The 17876-nt window shown below is 37.5% G+C and carries 29 protein-coding genes; all 29 read left to right on the top strand.

Annotation, left to right across the window (positions count from 1 at the left end):
* Position 1: 1 nt before the first annotated feature.
* The 29 genes from ACI3EZ_RS04715 (at position 2) to ACI3EZ_RS04575 (ending at position 17770) form a co-directional block, all read left to right on the top strand.
* Complete coding sequence (locus tag ACI3EZ_RS04715; protein WP_405025706.1) at positions 2-535, top strand: hypothetical protein; 534 nt, start codon at positions 2-4, stop codon at positions 533-535.
* A gap of 87 nt (positions 536-622) precedes the next feature.
* Positions 623-1741, top strand: coding sequence for a T7SS effector LXG polymorphic toxin (locus ACI3EZ_RS04710; protein ID WP_405025705.1), 1119 nt, complete (start codon positions 623-625; stop codon positions 1739-1741).
* A gap of 9 nt (positions 1742-1750) precedes the next feature.
* The gene (locus ACI3EZ_RS04705) at positions 1751-2299 is read left to right on the top strand and encodes a hypothetical protein (RefSeq protein WP_405025704.1); all 549 of its coding nucleotides are present in this window, start codon (positions 1751-1753) and stop codon (positions 2297-2299) included.
* A 31-nt stretch (positions 2300-2330) separates the two neighbouring features.
* On the top strand, positions 2331-2639 hold the full coding sequence (locus ACI3EZ_RS04700; protein WP_405025703.1) for a DUF4176 domain-containing protein: 309 nt from the start codon (positions 2331-2333) through the stop codon (positions 2637-2639).
* Positions 2639-2992 carry a DUF4176 domain-containing protein gene (locus ACI3EZ_RS04695; RefSeq protein WP_405025702.1) on the top strand — a complete coding sequence of 118 codons (354 nt, stop codon included), beginning with the start codon at positions 2639-2641 and terminating at the stop codon, positions 2990-2992. The genes ACI3EZ_RS04700 and ACI3EZ_RS04695 overlap by 1 nt, the downstream gene beginning before the upstream one ends.
* Positions 2992-3360: a hypothetical protein gene (locus ACI3EZ_RS04690; RefSeq protein WP_405025701.1), complete on the top strand. Its 369-nt coding sequence runs from the start codon at positions 2992-2994 to the stop codon at positions 3358-3360. The genes ACI3EZ_RS04695 and ACI3EZ_RS04690 overlap by 1 nt, the downstream gene beginning before the upstream one ends.
* A 58-nt stretch (positions 3361-3418) precedes the next feature.
* Positions 3419-4015, top strand: a complete 597-nt coding sequence (locus tag ACI3EZ_RS04685; protein WP_405025700.1) for a hypothetical protein — start codon at positions 3419-3421, stop codon at positions 4013-4015.
* A gap of 7 nt (positions 4016-4022) precedes the next feature.
* A complete protein-coding gene (locus tag ACI3EZ_RS04680; protein WP_405025699.1) occupies positions 4023-4637 on the top strand; it encodes a hypothetical protein in 615 nt (204 codons plus the stop codon).
* Between the two features lie 247 nt (positions 4638-4884).
* A complete protein-coding gene (locus ACI3EZ_RS04675; protein ID WP_405025698.1) occupies positions 4885-5481 on the top strand; it encodes a hypothetical protein in 597 nt (198 codons plus the stop codon).
* 184 nt (positions 5482-5665) lie between these two features.
* Entirely contained in the window at positions 5666-6262 is a 597-nt protein-coding gene (locus ACI3EZ_RS04670) for a hypothetical protein (RefSeq protein WP_405025697.1), read from the top strand.
* A gap of 36 nt (positions 6263-6298) precedes the next feature.
* A complete protein-coding gene (locus ACI3EZ_RS04665) occupies positions 6299-6823 on the top strand; it encodes a hypothetical protein (protein ID WP_405025696.1) in 525 nt (174 codons plus the stop codon).
* A gap of 10 nt (positions 6824-6833) precedes the next feature.
* Positions 6834-7421, top strand: coding sequence for a hypothetical protein (locus tag ACI3EZ_RS04660; protein ID WP_405025695.1), 588 nt, complete (start codon positions 6834-6836; stop codon positions 7419-7421).
* Positions 7422-7477: 56 nt separating this feature from the next.
* A complete protein-coding gene (locus ACI3EZ_RS04655; RefSeq protein ID WP_405025770.1) occupies positions 7478-7834 on the top strand; it encodes a DUF4176 domain-containing protein in 357 nt (118 codons plus the stop codon).
* Between the two features lie 4 nt (positions 7835-7838).
* The gene (locus ACI3EZ_RS04650; protein ID WP_405025694.1) at positions 7839-9080 is read left to right on the top strand and encodes a T7SS effector LXG polymorphic toxin; all 1242 of its coding nucleotides are present in this window, start codon (positions 7839-7841) and stop codon (positions 9078-9080) included.
* A gap of 12 nt (positions 9081-9092) precedes the next feature.
* Positions 9093-9728: a hypothetical protein gene (locus ACI3EZ_RS04645; RefSeq protein WP_405025693.1), complete on the top strand. Its 636-nt coding sequence runs from the start codon at positions 9093-9095 to the stop codon at positions 9726-9728.
* Between the two features lie 3 nt (positions 9729-9731).
* Positions 9732-10061 carry a DUF4176 domain-containing protein gene (locus ACI3EZ_RS04640; RefSeq protein WP_405025692.1) on the top strand — a complete coding sequence of 110 codons (330 nt, stop codon included), beginning with the start codon at positions 9732-9734 and terminating at the stop codon, positions 10059-10061.
* Between the two features lie 46 nt (positions 10062-10107).
* Positions 10108-10254 carry a hypothetical protein gene (locus ACI3EZ_RS04635; RefSeq protein WP_405025691.1) on the top strand — a complete coding sequence of 49 codons (147 nt, stop codon included), beginning with the start codon at positions 10108-10110 and terminating at the stop codon, positions 10252-10254.
* A 15-nt stretch (positions 10255-10269) separates the two neighbouring features.
* On the top strand, positions 10270-10548 hold the full coding sequence (locus ACI3EZ_RS04630; RefSeq protein WP_405025690.1) for a hypothetical protein: 279 nt from the start codon (positions 10270-10272) through the stop codon (positions 10546-10548).
* A 176-nt stretch (positions 10549-10724) separates the two neighbouring features.
* Positions 10725-11330 (top strand): hypothetical protein, encoded by a 606-nt coding sequence (locus tag ACI3EZ_RS04625; protein WP_405025689.1) that lies wholly within the window; start codon positions 10725-10727, stop codon positions 11328-11330.
* A 39-nt stretch (positions 11331-11369) separates the two neighbouring features.
* Positions 11370-11966, top strand: coding sequence for a hypothetical protein (locus tag ACI3EZ_RS04620; protein WP_405025688.1), 597 nt, complete (start codon positions 11370-11372; stop codon positions 11964-11966).
* A gap of 158 nt (positions 11967-12124) precedes the next feature.
* Positions 12125-12826 (top strand): hypothetical protein, encoded by a 702-nt coding sequence (locus ACI3EZ_RS04615; RefSeq protein ID WP_405025687.1) that lies wholly within the window; start codon positions 12125-12127, stop codon positions 12824-12826.
* Positions 12827-13136: 310 nt separating this feature from the next.
* Positions 13137-13865 (top strand): hypothetical protein, encoded by a 729-nt coding sequence (locus tag ACI3EZ_RS04610; protein WP_405025686.1) that lies wholly within the window; start codon positions 13137-13139, stop codon positions 13863-13865.
* A 17-nt stretch (positions 13866-13882) separates the two neighbouring features.
* The gene (locus tag ACI3EZ_RS04605) at positions 13883-14143 is read left to right on the top strand and encodes a DUF4176 domain-containing protein (RefSeq protein WP_405024392.1); all 261 of its coding nucleotides are present in this window, start codon (positions 13883-13885) and stop codon (positions 14141-14143) included.
* Positions 14144-14437: 294 nt separating this feature from the next.
* The gene (locus ACI3EZ_RS04600) at positions 14438-14818 is read left to right on the top strand and encodes a DUF1433 domain-containing protein (protein WP_405025685.1); all 381 of its coding nucleotides are present in this window, start codon (positions 14438-14440) and stop codon (positions 14816-14818) included.
* Between the two features lie 20 nt (positions 14819-14838).
* Entirely contained in the window at positions 14839-16050 is a 1212-nt protein-coding gene (locus tag ACI3EZ_RS04595) for a lipase family protein (protein WP_405025684.1), read from the top strand.
* Positions 16047-16355, top strand: coding sequence for a hypothetical protein (locus ACI3EZ_RS04590; RefSeq protein WP_405025683.1), 309 nt, complete (start codon positions 16047-16049; stop codon positions 16353-16355). Before ACI3EZ_RS04595 ends, ACI3EZ_RS04590 begins: the two co-directional genes overlap by 4 nt.
* Before the next feature lie 52 nt (positions 16356-16407).
* Positions 16408-16803 carry a DUF1433 domain-containing protein gene (locus tag ACI3EZ_RS04585; RefSeq protein WP_405025682.1) on the top strand — a complete coding sequence of 132 codons (396 nt, stop codon included), beginning with the start codon at positions 16408-16410 and terminating at the stop codon, positions 16801-16803.
* A 310-nt stretch (positions 16804-17113) separates the two neighbouring features.
* Positions 17114-17509 (top strand): DUF1433 domain-containing protein, encoded by a 396-nt coding sequence (locus ACI3EZ_RS04580; protein ID WP_405025681.1) that lies wholly within the window; start codon positions 17114-17116, stop codon positions 17507-17509.
* 12 nt (positions 17510-17521) lie between these two features.
* A complete protein-coding gene (locus tag ACI3EZ_RS04575) occupies positions 17522-17770 on the top strand; it encodes a hypothetical protein (RefSeq protein WP_405025680.1) in 249 nt (82 codons plus the stop codon).
* Positions 17771-17876 lie beyond the last annotated feature (106 nt).

The following is a 17876-nucleotide window of genomic DNA, read 5'->3' as shown; positions in this document are numbered from 1 at the left end:
AATGATTAATTTTAGATATATAGTATACGGAGTAATCCCCAGGATTGGAAAATTTAAGAATGAACGGAAGCAAATTTTATATGATTGTGCTACCAATACGTTTGTTGAATCAGCCAAGAATGTTAAGGGTGTGCCGATGGTTTTCATGATTATCGTCCCAATGTTACTCCTACCATTAGGAATATTTGGTGAGGTTCCATGTCATTTACATTGGTACTGGTATCTAGTAGTAGCGTTAATTACGCTGGGTATTTTTCTGCTTGATAAGGTTCTAATAAATTATCAAAACGAAGGGCAAGACCACACTGAAGTTGATAAGTCACTAATAAAAAAGAGCCATGCTAATTTTTGGAAGGCAAATGGGTTAATTGCGGTAATGGAATTATTCAGCTTGTTTTTGTATTGGTTGGAGCAGGAACTAAATACGTGTGTTTTAAACTACTGTAACGAGTACTTTGTGGTTTACGCACTATTATCATTTATTGATTTTATGACTGTGTGGGTTATTCAATTTTATACAAAGAAGGAAAAGTAAATATTATGTTGAATAGGCATACGAAATTATTCACTATATTATAGTGAAACAAGTAAGATAAGAAACAGCACGTTAGGGGGCGTACCAATGGCATCAGGTGGAATCAAAGTCAAGCTGGGTTCAGTATCGTCACAAGCAAGTAGTACCAGTTCAGCCGTCTCGAAGTTGAACGATAAGTTTCGTGAGTTACGGAACACAGTTGATAATGTGACGGAGAGTAATGGACTTGAAGGAAAGGCCTATCGTTCGGCACGAACATTCATTAAGTCGGTAATTAATCCCGCTATTACGGGGGTTATTACAGCGGGTGATCAGCTACGTGATGGGGTCAAGAAGTTACACAGTGATTATACCGATAAGGTTGATAGCCGGAGTTGGAGTGTTAAGGAACTTGATGAAAAAATTCGCCATTACCAATCAATGGGACGCAAGATAGATCACGAGATTAGTAAGGTATCAGGGCCTGGCGCACAAAATGCAATAAATTCGCTTCAAAGCCAACAGTATGAAAATAATTCTAGCCTAGAGAAATATGAACGAATTAAGGAGCATTTAATTGAGTTTAGTGGTGAGTCAACACGTTTCTTTACCGGATTAACCGGAACATTTGCGGATATAAACGCTGCGGCTCAACAGCTTCAATCAAAAAATATTACTGATCCGGGTTGCACTGTGATGAAGACCCCCAGTAGCAAAGATTTAAAGTGGGCACGTGATGTGGAGAAGCGCCATCGTGATTTCATTGCTAACGGAATCTTAGCAAAGGGACTTAACAAGACCGAAAGATGGATGGACCGTTTTGAATCTGGTGAGGGTAAACTGATAGCTTATGCAGGAAACGGAGTTGGAAAGATTGCAGAACATTCGGCCTACCTTGGTGAACATCTAGGGAGTGCATCAACGTTTTTAAAACGGCTTGGTGGTGGAATAGGCGAATTCATGGAAGGCGGTGGAAAAGTAGCTCTAAAGAGACTCGGTGCAGTATTAATGTTTGCTGAAGATATGCATGATGGAGAAGGGCTTAAAAAATCGTTGGAACGAACGGCACTAAAGGTTGCGGCAGATAGTGTTGTTGATTTGACTCTTGATGGCATAGGTGCATTTACAGGTATCTTTGATGGCCCGTTGGGGACAATAGCCGGAATAACGATATCTAGTGGTGTTGATGATTTCATAAACGGAAAGATAGATAAATACGTGGGGTAAATTATAGTTATGATACGACGTGGTAATTTTGATAAAGCACGCTTTTTAAGATATGGTGCCTTAAAAGCTCATGAAGAACACCATGATGGAAAAGGTTATAGGACAATGATTTGCTATGACAAGCAGGAACACTGCTTTGTGCGGTTAAAACACGATTTTATGTCATCGCGGGGGGTAGCTTTCCTAGCACTAGTACCATTGGCTAGTCCGTTTGTAAAATTTTTATCTAGTATAAAATTAACATTTCGATGGTGGATGATTATTCCAGTAATTTTGTTTAGTTTAGCTAGTTATGAGTTTGAGCGACGAAATGATGCTAAACAGTTTGAGAAAGTTAATGAAGATGATGAGATAGTTAATTCAAATATTATTTATATCCTGGTATATGCCTTTGGTGCTATCCCTCTTAGTATTTTTATTATTTTGCTAATACCAGATCCATTTCCTGATTATAATTTATTAGAAGCTTTTATTATTTCCTGGATAATATGGCTTAATATTATATACCTTTGCATCATAATAGAAGGACTTTATGTGCGTACTCATTATGTAAAGTAAAAATATGCACGTTTTAAAAGGAGGACTTTCAATGCTACCGATTGGCTCAATTGTAAAAACAAAGTTTTCAAAGAATGATTCAAAACTAATAATTGTATCAATCATGCCAGAAAGTACCATGTCTGGCGAGAAAGGTTATTACGATTACGGCGCATTCCTATATCCAATAGGACAAATGGGGGATGAGATGGCGTTTTTCAATGACGATGACGTTACTGAAGTGGTCTACAAGGGGTATGACGACAATCAATGGCGTAAATTTGACGAGTATGTGGTTGGTCAAATTAATAAGGGAGAGGTTAAGATTCCCCATTTAACTGCAAAGGAGCGTGAGGAATAGTGTTACCGGTTGGAAGTGTAGTTACTCTGAAAGATGTTGATAATACTGAATTAATGATTACGGCATACGCACCAATTTACAAGTTTAACGGTAAGGAAGGTTATTTTGATTATCGGGGATGTATTTTTCCAGTTGGTGTAGGGGCGTACAAACCAGTTCACTTTAATACGGAAGATATTGATAAGGTTCTTTTTAAAGGGTATGAATCGGACGAATTTAATAAATTTAATGATGCGTTAACTACACGGATGAAAGATTTAGGTCTGCCTAAATTAAAGGTTGATGATACTAGTCAGCCTGACGAGGAGCAGGATCCACTAAAGAGGTTACTCAAAGAGCGGGGAATGGCTTAATGGCGAAGGAAGATATTTCCAATTTAAGAAGACAGTTGCATAAGCTGGAAGATAAAAAAGAAGAATTACTAGCTGACATTAAGAAACTGCATAAGAATACTGATATTTTACGGTCAGTTTCGGAAGAGAATGCACGTTTCCAGAAAGAAATGCTGGACGATTTAGGGAAGAGCAAGTATCGGTATGTGCTTGCTGATTCTGTCGAGCGTTCACGGCAGGCCGGACGAGCAGGTGTGCAGCAATTAGAAGACTTAGCAGAAGAATATAATACGAAATTAGTAAAACTAGATAAAGAGTATGCTGAGTTACAGGAGCAATACAAGAAAGCAAGGGCAGAGAAGGATAGCAAAAAAGAAAATGGAGAATAACAAACCCCAGTTAGTTTTATTAGAGTAAAAAGCACAAGTGATCTTGGGGGTTTAATGAATGAAACGTCAAGCAGATGTCCGATGTGATAGTAAATTGCACGGACAAATCAAGCTTCAATCCGGAGAAATATTTCTCTTCTTCGGTGGTAAAACTTTACTATTCATATTATTCCCTATTTTGCAATGGTTCATGCCAATCTACTGTTGGCGGCCGGACAGCATTGGAGAGTATATTAGCAAACCGTTAATCACCAAGCGGATGCAGGTGATGTTGGTAGCCATTGTGGCAATTTTACCGCCACTTGGTGCATTTTGGTTACCATTCAAAGTACCGTTTATCATGATGTTTATATGTATTGTAATATTAACGTTTCTACTAACGCGAATCCTTTCGGGATGGGCGAAGGTTCCTTCTAAAGGTGAAGTTTATAAAGTTCGAATATATCCTCCTATTAGAAGAATTTTACGGGTTGCTGGATTTTTATTTTTTTATATTGGTTCTGCCTGGGTTGGTATATGGCTTTTCCCTGAATCATCTAATGAGCTTACATTTACGATTTTAACATTAGTTTTATTAGTATGTTGTCCAATAGGCATGTCTCAAGTTATGTTAGATCCATACGATTGCAAGATTAAGTTTGTGGGGAAAAGGTAAATTAGCAATGAAACGAAATGCGTACGTTGAGTGTGATGGTTCTTTGCGGGGAACACTAAAACTTGGTTCGGGGGAACGGTTTGTGTTTGTGAGTGGTGGAAACGTCTTATTTATATTGTTTCCGTTCTTACAATGGTTTTTCCCCGTTGCTTGTTGGCGCGATGATGATTTAGCGGAAGATATTACTAAACGTTCGAGTCATAAACGTTCCTTTATAGATGATGTTGTAATTCTAGGGGTGGTTCTTGTGTTAGCTAGGATTCCTTTGAATTACAGTATTCGTTTCCCATTTCAATTACCTGCAGGTATCTGGGCAGTATTGTTGATTCTAGTAGTAATCGGGATAATTCGATACGTTACGCGAAAAATGCGAATTCCACGTAATAAAAAGATATATCAGGTTCGTTTTTATCCTAAGGGGCACGGCTTCAATCAAGGAATTCGTGGGTTGATTATGTATATAATGTTGTTATTTTTTGCATTTGCATGTTTCCCATATGCCGTAAATCACATAATACTCACCTTATTAGTAATATTATGCGGGACTGGTGGCCTGTACATGTGCCTGGTTGGTTCAATGGATTTACATGAGTGTGAAGTAAGATTTGTTAGTGAAAGATAGGTTAATTCGTGAATATGAACTGTAAGACGAATTGCTTCGTCTTTTGTGTGTTGCTCTATCGTGTGGAGTTGATCGTGTAGATTGTAGCGTAGGAAGGGAATACTGAGAAATTAAACATGAGATGGACAAGGGTGATAAGATTATCGAACATGCGCATGTTGATAAGTTGCCTGAAGACTATATGCCAGGGCCTAATGGTTATTCAACGACGTCTAGTTTTTAATGATTTGATGGTTAGGAGAAGAAAATGCGGCAAAAAGCGTACATTAGGGGAAATAAGTATTTCTTAGGAACAATTACTCTTGATTCAGGTGAGCGTTTTAATTTTATTGGTGGCCAGCGTTTTTTGTATTTAATGTTTCCATTTCTTCAATGGGTAATGCCGGTCTACTGTTGGAAGAAAAGTGATGATGTTAACCAGAATATTAATTTTAATATACCACTAGCAATCTTAATTGTATGTTTGATCCCACTAACTAGAAATTGGGGTGTTGGATTTCCAATACCATTTCATATTCCTCTGGTCTTGAGCTTTGGAATTTCAATTACTGTTGGGATTATGTTTGTGGAATATTTGGAACGTAAGTTTAAAGTTCCACGAAATGTTACTTTGTATAAAATACGGATTCATCCAGGAATAGTGGGGATATGCGTATTATTAGTTAATGTGGTCGCTTCACTTCCTGAAGTAGCGGCCATCTGGGCAACATTGACTATGCCGTGTGATTTATTGGGCCCATACATGTTGTTAGTATGTATGCCGTTCTATTCTTGTATGGGCAACATACTGGCATTGGGTTTACGGAAGTGTTCTGTCGAATTTCTAGAGAAAGTCGAAAATTAATTGCCTTTATCGGAATCAAAATAGTATAGAAAAAGAACATCGTGAAATTAAGCGGGGAATGAATAGGGTGATAAGATTATCGAACATGCGCATATTGATAAGTTACCTGAAAACTATATACCGGGCCTAACTGGTGCTCAATAACATCTAGCTTTTAGCGGGACATTCTAATATGGGAGAAAAAATGAGACAGAAAGCATATATAAAGGGAAATAAAAGTTTTTTGGGAACAATTACTTTAGAATCGGGGGAGCGCTTCAATTTTATTGGTGGTCAGCGTTTCGTGTATTTAATGTTCCCATTTCTTCAGTGGGTAATGCCTGTTTATTGCTGGAAAGAAAGTGATGATGTTAATCAGAATAGCAATATCAGTTGGCCATCAGTTGTTTTACTTATATGTTTAATACCTTTAACTAGAAATTGGGGGGTAGGTTTCCCCTTACCATTTTATATTCCCCCCATATTAAGTTTTAGTATAGCGATTATTATTGGAATTATATTTATTAAATATATGTCACATAAATTTATGGTTCCACAGAATACCACCTTATATAAGGTGCAGATTCATCCAGGTAAAAGAGGAGCCTTTGTGTTATTAGTTACTATATTAGTTTCACTTCCTGAGATAATAGCTATATGGGCAACACTGACAATGCCAAGTGATTTTATTGGGCCGTACATGCTGTTCGTATGTATACCGCTATTTTCTTATGCAGGGAATTTATCGGCACTTAGTCTTCGGGAATGTTCCGTTGAATTTCTGGAGAAAGTTGAAAATTAATTACCTTTATCGAAATCAGGATTGAGAGGCGTAATTATGAAACGTCAAGCAGATGTCCGATGTGATAGTAAATTGCACGGACAAATCAAGCTTCAATCCGGAGAAATATTTCTCTTCTCCGGTGGTGAAACTTTACTATTCATATTATTCCCTATTTTGCAATGGTTCATGCCAATCTATTGCTGGCGGCCGGACAGCATTGGAGAATATATCAGCAAACCGTTAATCACCAAGCAGATGCAGGTGATGTTGGTATCCATTGTGGCATTAACGTTTTTGCTAACGCGGGTTCTCTCGGGATGGGCAAAGGTTCCGTCTAAAGGCGAGGTTTATAAAGTTCGAATATATCCTCCTGTCAGAAGAATTTTACGGGTTGCTGGATGGTTATTTTTTTACATTGGTTCTGCAATATTTGGAGTGCTTATATTTTTAAAAGATATGTCGAACAGCGCAATGTATATTTTGTTAGGAATTGTTTTATTTGTATGTTTTCCAATTGCATTATCGCAACTTTTATTAGGTCCACACGATTGCAAGATTAAGTTTGTAGGGAAACGGTGATTTTTAAACAATGAAACGAAATGCGTACGTTAAAATTGATGGGAATTTGCGTGGAATAATTACATTAGGTTCAGGCGAAAAGTTTGTGTTCTTAGGGGGAGAAAGACTGCTGTTCATTCTTTTTCCTTTCTTACAGTGGATTATGCCAATCTATTGTTGGAAAAGCGGTGATGATGTTGTTACTGTTGAAACTTGGGAAAAATATCATGCGCCGATTGGGACTGCAATATTGTTAGCAGTGCTTTTCCCAATAACTGGTAATGCGTATCTTCCAGTAAAAATTCCAGCGTTTATTTTAATTTTAATAATCCTTAGTATTATTGTTGTGAAATTTATTATGCGAGGGTTAAGAGTGCCCAGTAATTGTAAGCTTTATAAGATACGACTTTATCCACGAAAGCAAGGACTTAGGAACGCATTTCTAGGATTAGTATTATACATTTTATTGGGCGGAGGAGCGTTGATACTTATTCCGTATGCCGAGAATGATATTGTCCCAATGCTTTTAATTGCACTTATCGAACCAAGTGTAGTGTATTGCTTATTATTTGCGTTTACTAATTTGGGAAATTGTGTTGTTAGATTCATTAATAAATAGAAATTACAAGGCGGCCTACACCGCCTCTTTGTGTAATAGGAGGTTAACCAGATGTTATTACATTAGGAACAGTTTTGTATTTGAAAGATGGCACGGTAAAAGTGGTTATAATTAACCGGGCGATTGTGTTTGAAGTTGATGGTGAACAACAGCTCTTTGAGTATGAGGGATGTCGTTTCCCGGAAGGATCTAACGGTGACGATGGCCGGTTCTACTTCAATAACAGTGATATTGAAAAGGTTGTTTACAAGGGTTATGAGGACGAGGAAGAACAACGTTTCCAGCAAGTTTACGCCGATTTACTTAAAGAAAAGAAGATTAAGTTAGCTGACGTTGATCAACTGCAAAAGCGGGTTGAGAAGCAACAGGTTAGTCACGAAACGAAAGCAGAACAGGACCTGTTTGGGGAATAGGATTATGGGAAAACGGTTTGACCTAGGGGCTTCACAAGCGCAGGCAAGTACCTGCCAGCAGGCGTGTACAGAATTAGGAAACAATATTCAACAAATTAGTGCGACAGTTGCCCAGGCCGCTTCAAGCGATATAAGTGGAATGGGAGGTACTCACGTTAAAGATTACGCTGAGTCTGTAGTGGTTCCTATGCTACAGGCGGCGATAATGCTGTCGGAAGCAGTTAAGCAGGGGACAACTAAGTTGCCGCAGCAGTATGTCGCTAAGGTGGATTCTAAGAGTCATAGTGAGGATGAACTGCAGGAAGAAGTTACGAGTGCCAAAGGCGAAATTTCGATGATTGATGATATGCAAAAAGCACTCAATAAGATTGATAAGTCGGCGGGGGACAAATTTGCAGACGCTACTAAGGGAGTACGAACAGATGCGCAAGCGCGCCTGCAAAAGGCAGAACAAATTCTTCAGCATTTCCGAAATTATGACGGGGAATCAGGCGCCCTTTTTGGTGATATAGATGAATTAAGTGCTGCTTTTGATCAGGGAACACACGTTATGCAGTCGGTGACTGTTGTAAATGGTGTGTTTGGGATTCCGGTTGATTTGGAATGGGCAGAATACATCAAAGGTGAATGGGAAAAGTATGGGAAGTTAGTAGATAAAGTTGCAGATAGTGATTTAGTTCAAACAGGGATAGAAACTGTTTGGGAGAAGCTAAAAGATGAGGGTGTCAGTGTCCTAAGGTCGGGGATAGAAAAGGGAGCGAGCCACATAAAGGAAGGTTTTCTGGATTTACAGTTAGACTCATTTCTTAATGGCGATATTGGAAGTAAGAGCATGTTATATCTAATGGGTGCAAGGTTTACTCCTGTGGTGGGGGATTATTTAAGTAAGGGAACTGCGGTTACTTACGCTGCATACCAATGGGGAAAAGCTCTTAATGGATTTGGTCATGATTTAAATACAAAGATGAATCCAGGAACGGCGATTAATAAAGACCTGATGGGGCCTTTACTAGGAGCAGAAGCAGGTATTATTACCGCGTCATTTGGCGGAGTAAGGATTGCTGGGGATGTCGATATTGGCGTTAATGAAGCATGGAATTATGCGTACCGAAAACCATGGTTTAGACATCCTGCTAATCGTGTGATGGATTATATTACTGATACGTATGGCCGTAATGCGCATGATATTGATCAAATTAACAAAAAATATCACATGAATATCCCTGTAATACCGGAAATTAATTAGGAGGTAAGAAATTTGAAAAAGGGACATATTACACCAGATGTTAATCGCGGACGAATTGCCGTCGAAGGAATGGGGAATTGGTGGTTTTTTGTTATGGACATTAAGCATATTTTGATGCCATTCTCATTTTTTAACCGACCAATTTCATTATATGAAATTGATGATAAGGGAATTCAACTACCTGCTGATGACCCTCATCCTTTTCTGCATTCCATGGATAGGATTGGAATATTGGGACCGTTAAGCGTAGTAACCATGCCACTTTTAAGTTTAATAACGTTGAAACACGCCCACCCGATTGTGAATATCATTATCATGATTTCTGTAGGATTAACGGTTACTTTGTTGGTATATCGACGAAACGGGCTTAAGAAGGTGCAAGTTTTCAAAAAGAGACGAGCGATTATTCATGCCGATCGTTCTGAAGTAATTGCTCGTAGTGTTATGGGAACATTTCTTTTTTGGTTCTTATTATTCTTTTTTGTTGTGGAAATATTTGATAATAATCTACTGGCGGAGTTTTTTGCCGGATTATTATTAGCTTTAGTACTTCATACGTATGATTTATCTGCGTTTAATGTTGGTGATGTTCAGGTTGAGTTTCTTGATGAAGGGGAATCAAAAGGAAAACAAGAATTGGGGGAATAGGTCATGTTATTACCATTAGGTTCGATTGTTTATTTAAAAGAAGGAACTACAAAGACGATGATCATTAATCGAGCGATTATAGTTAAGATTAATGGGCAAGAACGTATGTTTGAATACGAAGGTTGCTTATATCCGATGGGATCAGAAGAAAAGAAAGATTTTTTCTTTAACTCGGAACAGATTGATAAGGTAGTTTTTAAAGGCTACGCCGATGAGGACGAAGAACGATTCCAACAGGTCTTTACTGAATGGCAGGAGAAGAATCAAATCCCACTGGCAAAAGTTGAGCATAGCGAACAGGACGAAGAGGAAAAGCTCTTTGGCGAAAAATAAACTGCATGTCATCAGTAACGATTCTAAGGTAATCGGGTGAATTATTTTGGAACATATTACATCAGGCGTTAACCGGGGACGAATTACCATCGAAGAGATGGGAAATTGGTGGTTTTTTATTACAGAAATTAAGCATGTTTTGATGCCATTCTTACTGTTTAACCATTCGATTGATCTTAGTCAAGATAAGTAGTATAGGGGGTATCCCTTGGCAGCAGTTTCAGACGGAATTTCGGGAGCAGGGTTGTTATTATCAATTGGACCTGTCCTTTTAGGAATTGCAGGATTAATTACCTTGCATCGAGTGCACATTGTTTTAAATGCGTTTCTCATGATCACGGTTGGATTCACGACAGTTTGGTATTACTTTTCCAAGAAAGGAATTAAGCATCTGAGTGTGGCTGAAAACAGAAGGATAATTATCCATGTTCCTGCGAGAGACGTGGTTGCGAAAACGATAACTGCTTTGCTACTTAATGTAATGTGAATTTTTTCATCATAAAGGATGAACCGAGGGAGTTTGAAAAAAAATCACACGAAGAACGTCAAGTAACTAACCGTATGAGTCCTAAGTTGGACAAACAAACAAAACGCGATTTACAGAAAGAAGAGCAGATAAATAATGATATGGTAAGAGGATTTAACTAGGATGGAGGCAGTTCATTGAAACAAAAAGCATACGTTGAAGGAAATAAATATTTTTTGGGAAAGATTACCCTCGAATCAGGGGAACGATATAACTTTATTAGTAGCCAACGTTTCTTGTTTCTGGTTTTCCCGTTTTTACAGTGGTTCATGCCGATTTATTGTTGGAAGACAGCCGACGATGTGAATCAAAATAGTACTATTAAGTGGCCGCTTAATGTATTAGTTATCTTTACTTGTTGGGCTTATTTAAAGGGGCAGGGAGACACATCTTTATCATTTAGAATTCCTCCTATACTAAGCATTACAGCTATAACCCTTTTTGGAATACTTTTTATGAAGTATTTGTCACATAAGTATCAGGTTCCACGGGGGGTTACTTTATATAAAGTTCGGCTTTATCCAAGTAAAGAAGCATTATCTGCATTACCGGCTTTTATGATAGCTGTTCTGTTAGAGGTTGCTGCGTTGGCATTTACAATAACAATGCCTAGTGATCTTGCTGGCCCGTATTTATTAGTTACAGCTACAATGGCTTTTTTCTATGTAAGTCATTTTACGGTAATGAGGCTTCAGCATTGTCAAGTTGAGTTTCTTGATAATGAAGAATCTGCGGGAAGATAAAAATAATCGTCACTGGAACTAATAGAAAAGGGAAAAACATTGAAACGAAAAGCATACGTGGAAGGAAATAAATATTTCTTGGGAAAGATTACCCTCGAATCAGGAGAAAAGTATAACTTTATTAGCAGTCAACGTTTCTTGTTTCTGGTTTTCCCGTTTTTACAGTGGTTCATGCCAATTTATTGTTGGAAGACAGTCGATGATGTTAATCAGCAAAGTGATATTGGTTGGCCACTCTACGTTTGGCTAGTTCTCGCAATAATCGGGTACTTATGGAGTAGAAATGGCAATGCAGTTATATTCCATATTCCGCCAGTGATTAGTATTGCATTTAGCATAATATTCGGGATTCTTTTTGTGAAATATGGGTCACATAAATATACGGTTCCGCAGGGTGTCACCCTGTATCGAGTTCGGCTTTATCCGGGGAAAGATCTTCTCCGAATATTACCGGGACTTTTTATGATGAGCGCATTAGAGGTTTTAGGACTCTGGCTTACATTTGACATGCCGAATAACTTAGTTGGGCCATATTTTTTGTTACAAGTCACTCCAATTCTTTTTTGGCTTAACAGTACGTTTACGTTGAATTTAAAGAATTGTCAGGTTGAATTTTTGGATGAGATTCAGAATTAATGGAGGAGAGCGTTGTGAAAAAAGGGCATATTACATTAGATGTTAGCCGTGGGCGGGGTACCCTTGAAGGAATGAAGAATTGGTGGAATTGCAGGAAGTACGCTTGCAGTTGAAGGAACATCGTGGATAACTGATCGAGATTTAGGAGAATAATTAAGATGAAAGATATAGAACGGCTATCTAGAAGATATACATTGTTGTCGTTTTTAAATGTATACGGTATATATGTTTTAATCGCAGTGTCTAGTATATTATTTGCTAAATACGGATTTGTTCCCCAAATTCCGGGGATAAGTATTGACATTCAATTCTTAATTGATGGTTTTGTAATTGTATCAGCCGGAATGATGATACTTAATTTTACAGACTATAAAAATATTATTTTATCTTGTATTAGTTTAGTAGTGTTCGTGGTATCACTGGTAGCATTAGCTGGTCTCTTACTTACAACAGCTTTAAATTATCATTCTGTAGTAGTATTTGTAATATTTTTTTTACTTGTCATGGGGTTTGACATTGTTATTGTAGCTATTAACGGCGTTGAGTGTAATTTAACAGCCAATGTATGGTTAATAATACTACTATGTTTAATTTTTGGAACGGTAACTGTCTGTTACTTTATGTTACATGTAGGAATATGCTATATGGGTTTATGCGTTTTATGTGAATTGTTATCAATCATTCATTTACACGAATATGTATCGAAGGTTTATAACGAAATTTATCAAGATTTATCGAATAGCTCGCTTAAATTATCGATTGTAATTTGTATTGTTTTAGAAGAAATACCAACCTTATGGGTAGAATTATTCTGGCTTCCTTTTATGGTAATCCCTAAAATAAAGCAAAGGTTTGGATAATGTCAATGCCGGTCCATATTTTGTTAATGCTTAAGGAGATACGATATGAATATATATCCTTTAGGAACCATAGTTCGAATCAAAGACATATTGTTAATGAGTTATTAGGGAAGTTATTCGGATTGTAGTAACCAATAATTAACAATTTACCATTTTTATTAAATTCTCACGATTGTAAGGTTAAGTTTGTGGGGAAAAGGTAAATTAGCAACGAAACGTGTGGGAAAGAAATTAATATTAGAAAAATTCAGTATAGTTGCCGTTGAAATAACATCATGGGTTACCGATCGTGATTTAGGAGAGTGATATCATGGGTAAGCTAAGTAGAGTGAGTGACGAAAAAGAAAAACAATGTGCGTATATATCGCTAATGCTGGGATATGTGTTTGATATGTTGATGGGCGTCATAATTATAACTTGCCTTAAAAATAATATTATTTTAATCATTCCTAATATTAGTGTAGATCTTCAATTCATAGCCTACTTAATAATAGGCTTTGTTTTGGGAAGGTTATTATTGGACGTTGTTGACGCAGAAAATGTTTTTTTAACCGGCTGTGTATCTGTGTTAATTTTTATTATTTCGACTGTAGTCTTTGATTTTTTGTTCTCTATTGCCGCGCAAACATTTTCAAATAAGGGAATCATAACATTTATTATCTTAATTTTGTCTTATGTGACTTTTGAAGCAGTAATGTTCACAATCTATTTTTTCTTTAATGTAGTTAACAGAATAAAAGGTGCAATATTGGCCGTGGTTTTTATAGCAATGAGCGTTGGATTCTATTGGATTGCTTTGAAAGCAGGCACGTATTATTGTTTAGCACTTGTGGTTCTTGAACTGTTGTCACTTATATATTTAGAATGGTGCTTTAACTTAATTAAAAATGATGTTCACAGTTATTTTGATTTCCTTGGTACAGAAAATCTGCCAACACAAACGTGCATCGTTTTTTTGCAAACGATGTCTTGCGCTAATTTCATATTGCTCTATTTGCCGTGTATGTGTTTAAAAGCTGTTCAAAAGTGTTTTAGATGAATCGTATGGGGGATTAGATGAATATATATCCTTTAGGAACCATAGTTCGAATCAAAAATATACTGTTAATGATTGTTAGTTGGAATGTTGTTGATGATGAGCAATATTTCGAGTATGGGGGTGTTATATACCCTAAAAGTTTGGGTTCAGATGTAATGTTGCACTGCTTTAATGCAGCGGATATTGACGAAGTGGAAGGATTAATTAAAAAATATCGGGAAAAGCAAAACAATGGTGATAAAAATTTGTTGACCCCAAATTTTAGACTTTATGTCTAAGATTTGGGGTTATGTTAGAGAGATATTAGTTACACTCTACTCCGCAAACCATTGTTGGGCTTCGGAGCTAACGGATTTTAGGTGTTGCGTTTGCTGTTGCACGTGGTTGACACTAATGAAAAGAAAGGGATTGGGAAATTCATTTGGCCGATAAACCCCCTTATCAATGAACGGAAACGACTTTTCAGCACCGTTGCGAAAAGGAGTATTTTGGGCTAAATAAACAAACTGAGAATTTATTAATTCAGTTAAAACAGGAATACACTAGCGAGAAACAAAGGGTGGGAGAGCAAGATGAAAAAGGAAAAGAGGATTAAGTGGACGACGTTGTTGATCGTTGTTGGCATATTAATTATTGGGGGAGGGATTATTATGCACCATGAAGAAAAAGTTAAACAACATGAGGAGTTAGTTAGTCTAGTGAAGGAAGAGACACCGAAAATTAAGCGGTATGTTCATAAGCAAGATGAGCGGCATGTGATTAAGATGATCACGATTGAGTATGAAAAGACCTATATAACACCGATGTCTGTTATTGAAATTGACGGATATGTAAATGGAAATAAGAAATTGGGATTTGAAGTAGATGCAGATACTGGAACCGAAGGTGAAAAATTAGACGTGGATGGTTTTAGTTGTTCAATTAAGTTACAAAAATTAATGGGAGTTTACTAATTAAATAGGGGAGAATGCCGATGAGTTATTGGGGAAATTATTCGGATAAAAGTAATCAACGGCTGGCAAATTTACCATATAAAAATTACGGACTTGGATTTCATAAAGTAGCCGGACATAAACTTTATATCAAGTCAGTAATAAAGCAACCCGACGGTGTTAAAGCCTATGTTGTTGTTCCTAAAAGCGAAGCGCATCTTTCTCCAAGTCATGTCCATCATGTTGCGGTGATTTACCGGGGATCTAATAGTCCAGCAGATCTCAGCGGTAATGGACCAGCCGATTGGACTAACGACCTTATTGGAGCAGGTAATCAGTTGGTAGGAATTAAAAGTCAACCAGAAGGTTTTCATGATGCAGCCAGTATTTTGAATAAGGAAATGGCACGCTATAGTCATGCTAAGTTTGTCGTAACTGGGCATTCGTATGGTGGAAGTTCCGCCTATGTTGCTAGTTGTCGTGTAAAACGTAGGTATCTAAAACGGATTGAAAACGTGCGGTGCTATGAGTCGCCTAATATGATGAATACGTTAACCAAAACAGAGCTTGAAAATGCCCATATTTTGAGTAACCGGACATATACGTATATTGATACTAAAGACGTAGTGGGAATGGGTTATGCCTTGTATCCTCATACAGGCTATCTGATGGAAATTATTAGTCCTAACAAATATAAGGGGCTAAAGGGTGAACACATGTGGGGTGGCTACTTTTTTCACCATGGGAATCTGAAGTATTGTAAGGAAGTATCACGGCTTCCCTTATTTTCCGGTTCTGGAGTGGCTGAAGATGTGTTTTTGTTAATTGAATCAATGCAAGTTGGCGGTAGTCCATCTGGGATTAATAAAAGCGCTGCGGAACTAACTGCTTCCATGGAGACTGCTGTAGAGGAGGCCACTATGTTAGTCAAAGGATTAGAGGAATCGTTACCGTCGCAGTATAAGAATGCTAAATCTTCAGCTCAAACAGCAGCACCCGATTTGTCGGAAAGTGAGATTACTGGTGTTTTTCATGATGTTGGTTATACCTATCACCGGTACGTTACTGAACCATGTCGGAAGTTAAAGCGACGAATAGAGGAATTAAATAACGTTGCAGAACTGGTGGCGGGATATACACAAGGACTAAGTGGCGCAGCGGATAATATCAATACTACAGATCAAAGTAATGCAAGTCGGATGTCAACAATATCGAGTGTAACGCAATTATTTAATGTTGGAGGAACAAAATGAGTGTATGGAGCACAATTGAAAAGGATTATGATGACATCAAATCGGATTTCTCTAAAGTTGGCGATAAGTTAAAAGATGCTAAAAAAGCAGTTGAGAAGGAAGCGGTTAAGGGAATAGCCGAAGCAGCTAAGGCGGTAACTAACGCTGAGATTAAAACTGCAATGGCGAATATGAAGACAATTGAAAGTAATCTTAATAGTAAACTGACAGGTATCGCGAACGACTTGGAAACGGTGTTGTTTGGTCAGGCTGGAAAAGCAGCAGCGATAAAATTGCCTGAAATTACTAAAAACTTAAATAAATAATTTGGCTAATATTATAAGAATAAACATAGGAGATAAGAAACAGGGAATCAAAATGAAGAAGAAAATTAATTGGAACGCGATAACAGTGACAGTGTTAGTAGTTGTAGGGCTGGTGTTAGGGATAAAAATTACTAGGGGGATTATTGTGCAGCACGAAGAAAAAATTAAGCAGCATGAAGAGTTGATTAGTTTGGTGAAGGAAGAAACGCCAAAGATTAAGCGCTATGTTCATAAACAGGATCAACGGCATGCGATTAAGACGATTACGATTGAGTATCAGAAGACGCATCTTACACCAATGAATTTTATTGAAATCGAAGGATATATAAACGGAAATAAAGAATTGGGATTTGAAGTAGAAGCAGATACGGAAACAGAAGGGGTTAAATTACACATAGGAGGATTTGACTGTGCTACTAAAACAGGGAAACTTATTGGGTTTGAGTAGAGGTGGATATTAATGGATTTTTGGAAAAAATATTCAGACTATGATAACTAGCAATTAGCAAATTTACCATATAGAAATTATAATTGCGGGTTACATAGTGTTGCAGGCCGTAATCTTTACATCAAATCAATCGTAAAACAATCCGATGGTGTCGAAGCCTACATTGTTGTTTCCAAGGGTGAAGCGCATCTTCCGGCTAGTCATGTTCACCATGTTGCTGGGATTTATCGGGGGTCAGATAATCTGTTAAACCTAACATGAAAGATGAACGCAACGGATGAACAAATAAAATAAGAAACAGGAAATCAAAATGAAAAAGAAAATTAATTGGAACACGATAACAGTGACAGTGTTAGTAGTCTTAGGGTTGGTGTTAGGGATAAAAATTACCAGGGGGATTATTGTGCAGCACGAAGAAAAAATTAAACAGCATGAAGAGTTGATTAACTTGGTGAAGGAAGAAACGCCAAAGATTAAGCGCTATGTTCATAAACAAGATGAACGGCATGCGATTAAGACGATTACGATTGAGTATCAGAAAACGCATATGACACCAATGTATTTTATTTCAATTGAGGGATATATAAATGGAAATAAAGAATTAGGATTTGAAGTAGATGCGGATGCAAGAACGGAGGGAGTAAAGATGTATATAGATGGCTTTGAGTGTTCAAAAAAGATGGGGAAATTAATTGGTTTTGAATAGAGGAGGTCACGAATGGGTTATTGGGAAAAATATTCAGACAGAAATAACCAGCAGTTAGCAGCTCTGCCTTATAAAAATTATGCTTGTGGTCCACATAATATTTCAGGTAAAAGTCTCTACATTAAATCAGTAATAAAACAATCCGATGGTGTCGAAGCCTACATTGTTGTTTCCAAGGGTGAAGCGCATCTTCCGGCTAGTCATGTTCACCATGTTGCTGGGATTTATCGGGGGTCAGATAATCTGTTAAACCTAACATGAAAGATGAACGCAACGGATGAACAAATAAAATAAGAAACAGGAAATCAAAATGAAAAAGAAAATTAATTGGAACACGATAACAGTGACAGTGTTAGTAGTCTTAGGG

This window comes from Ligilactobacillus sp. LYQ60 (assembly GCF_045033015.1).
Classification (GTDB): Bacteria; Bacillota; Bacilli; order Lactobacillales; family Lactobacillaceae; genus Ligilactobacillus.
The sequence above is the reverse complement of the archived record's forward strand: the minus strand, read 5'-3'. Positions and strand labels throughout refer to the sequence as shown.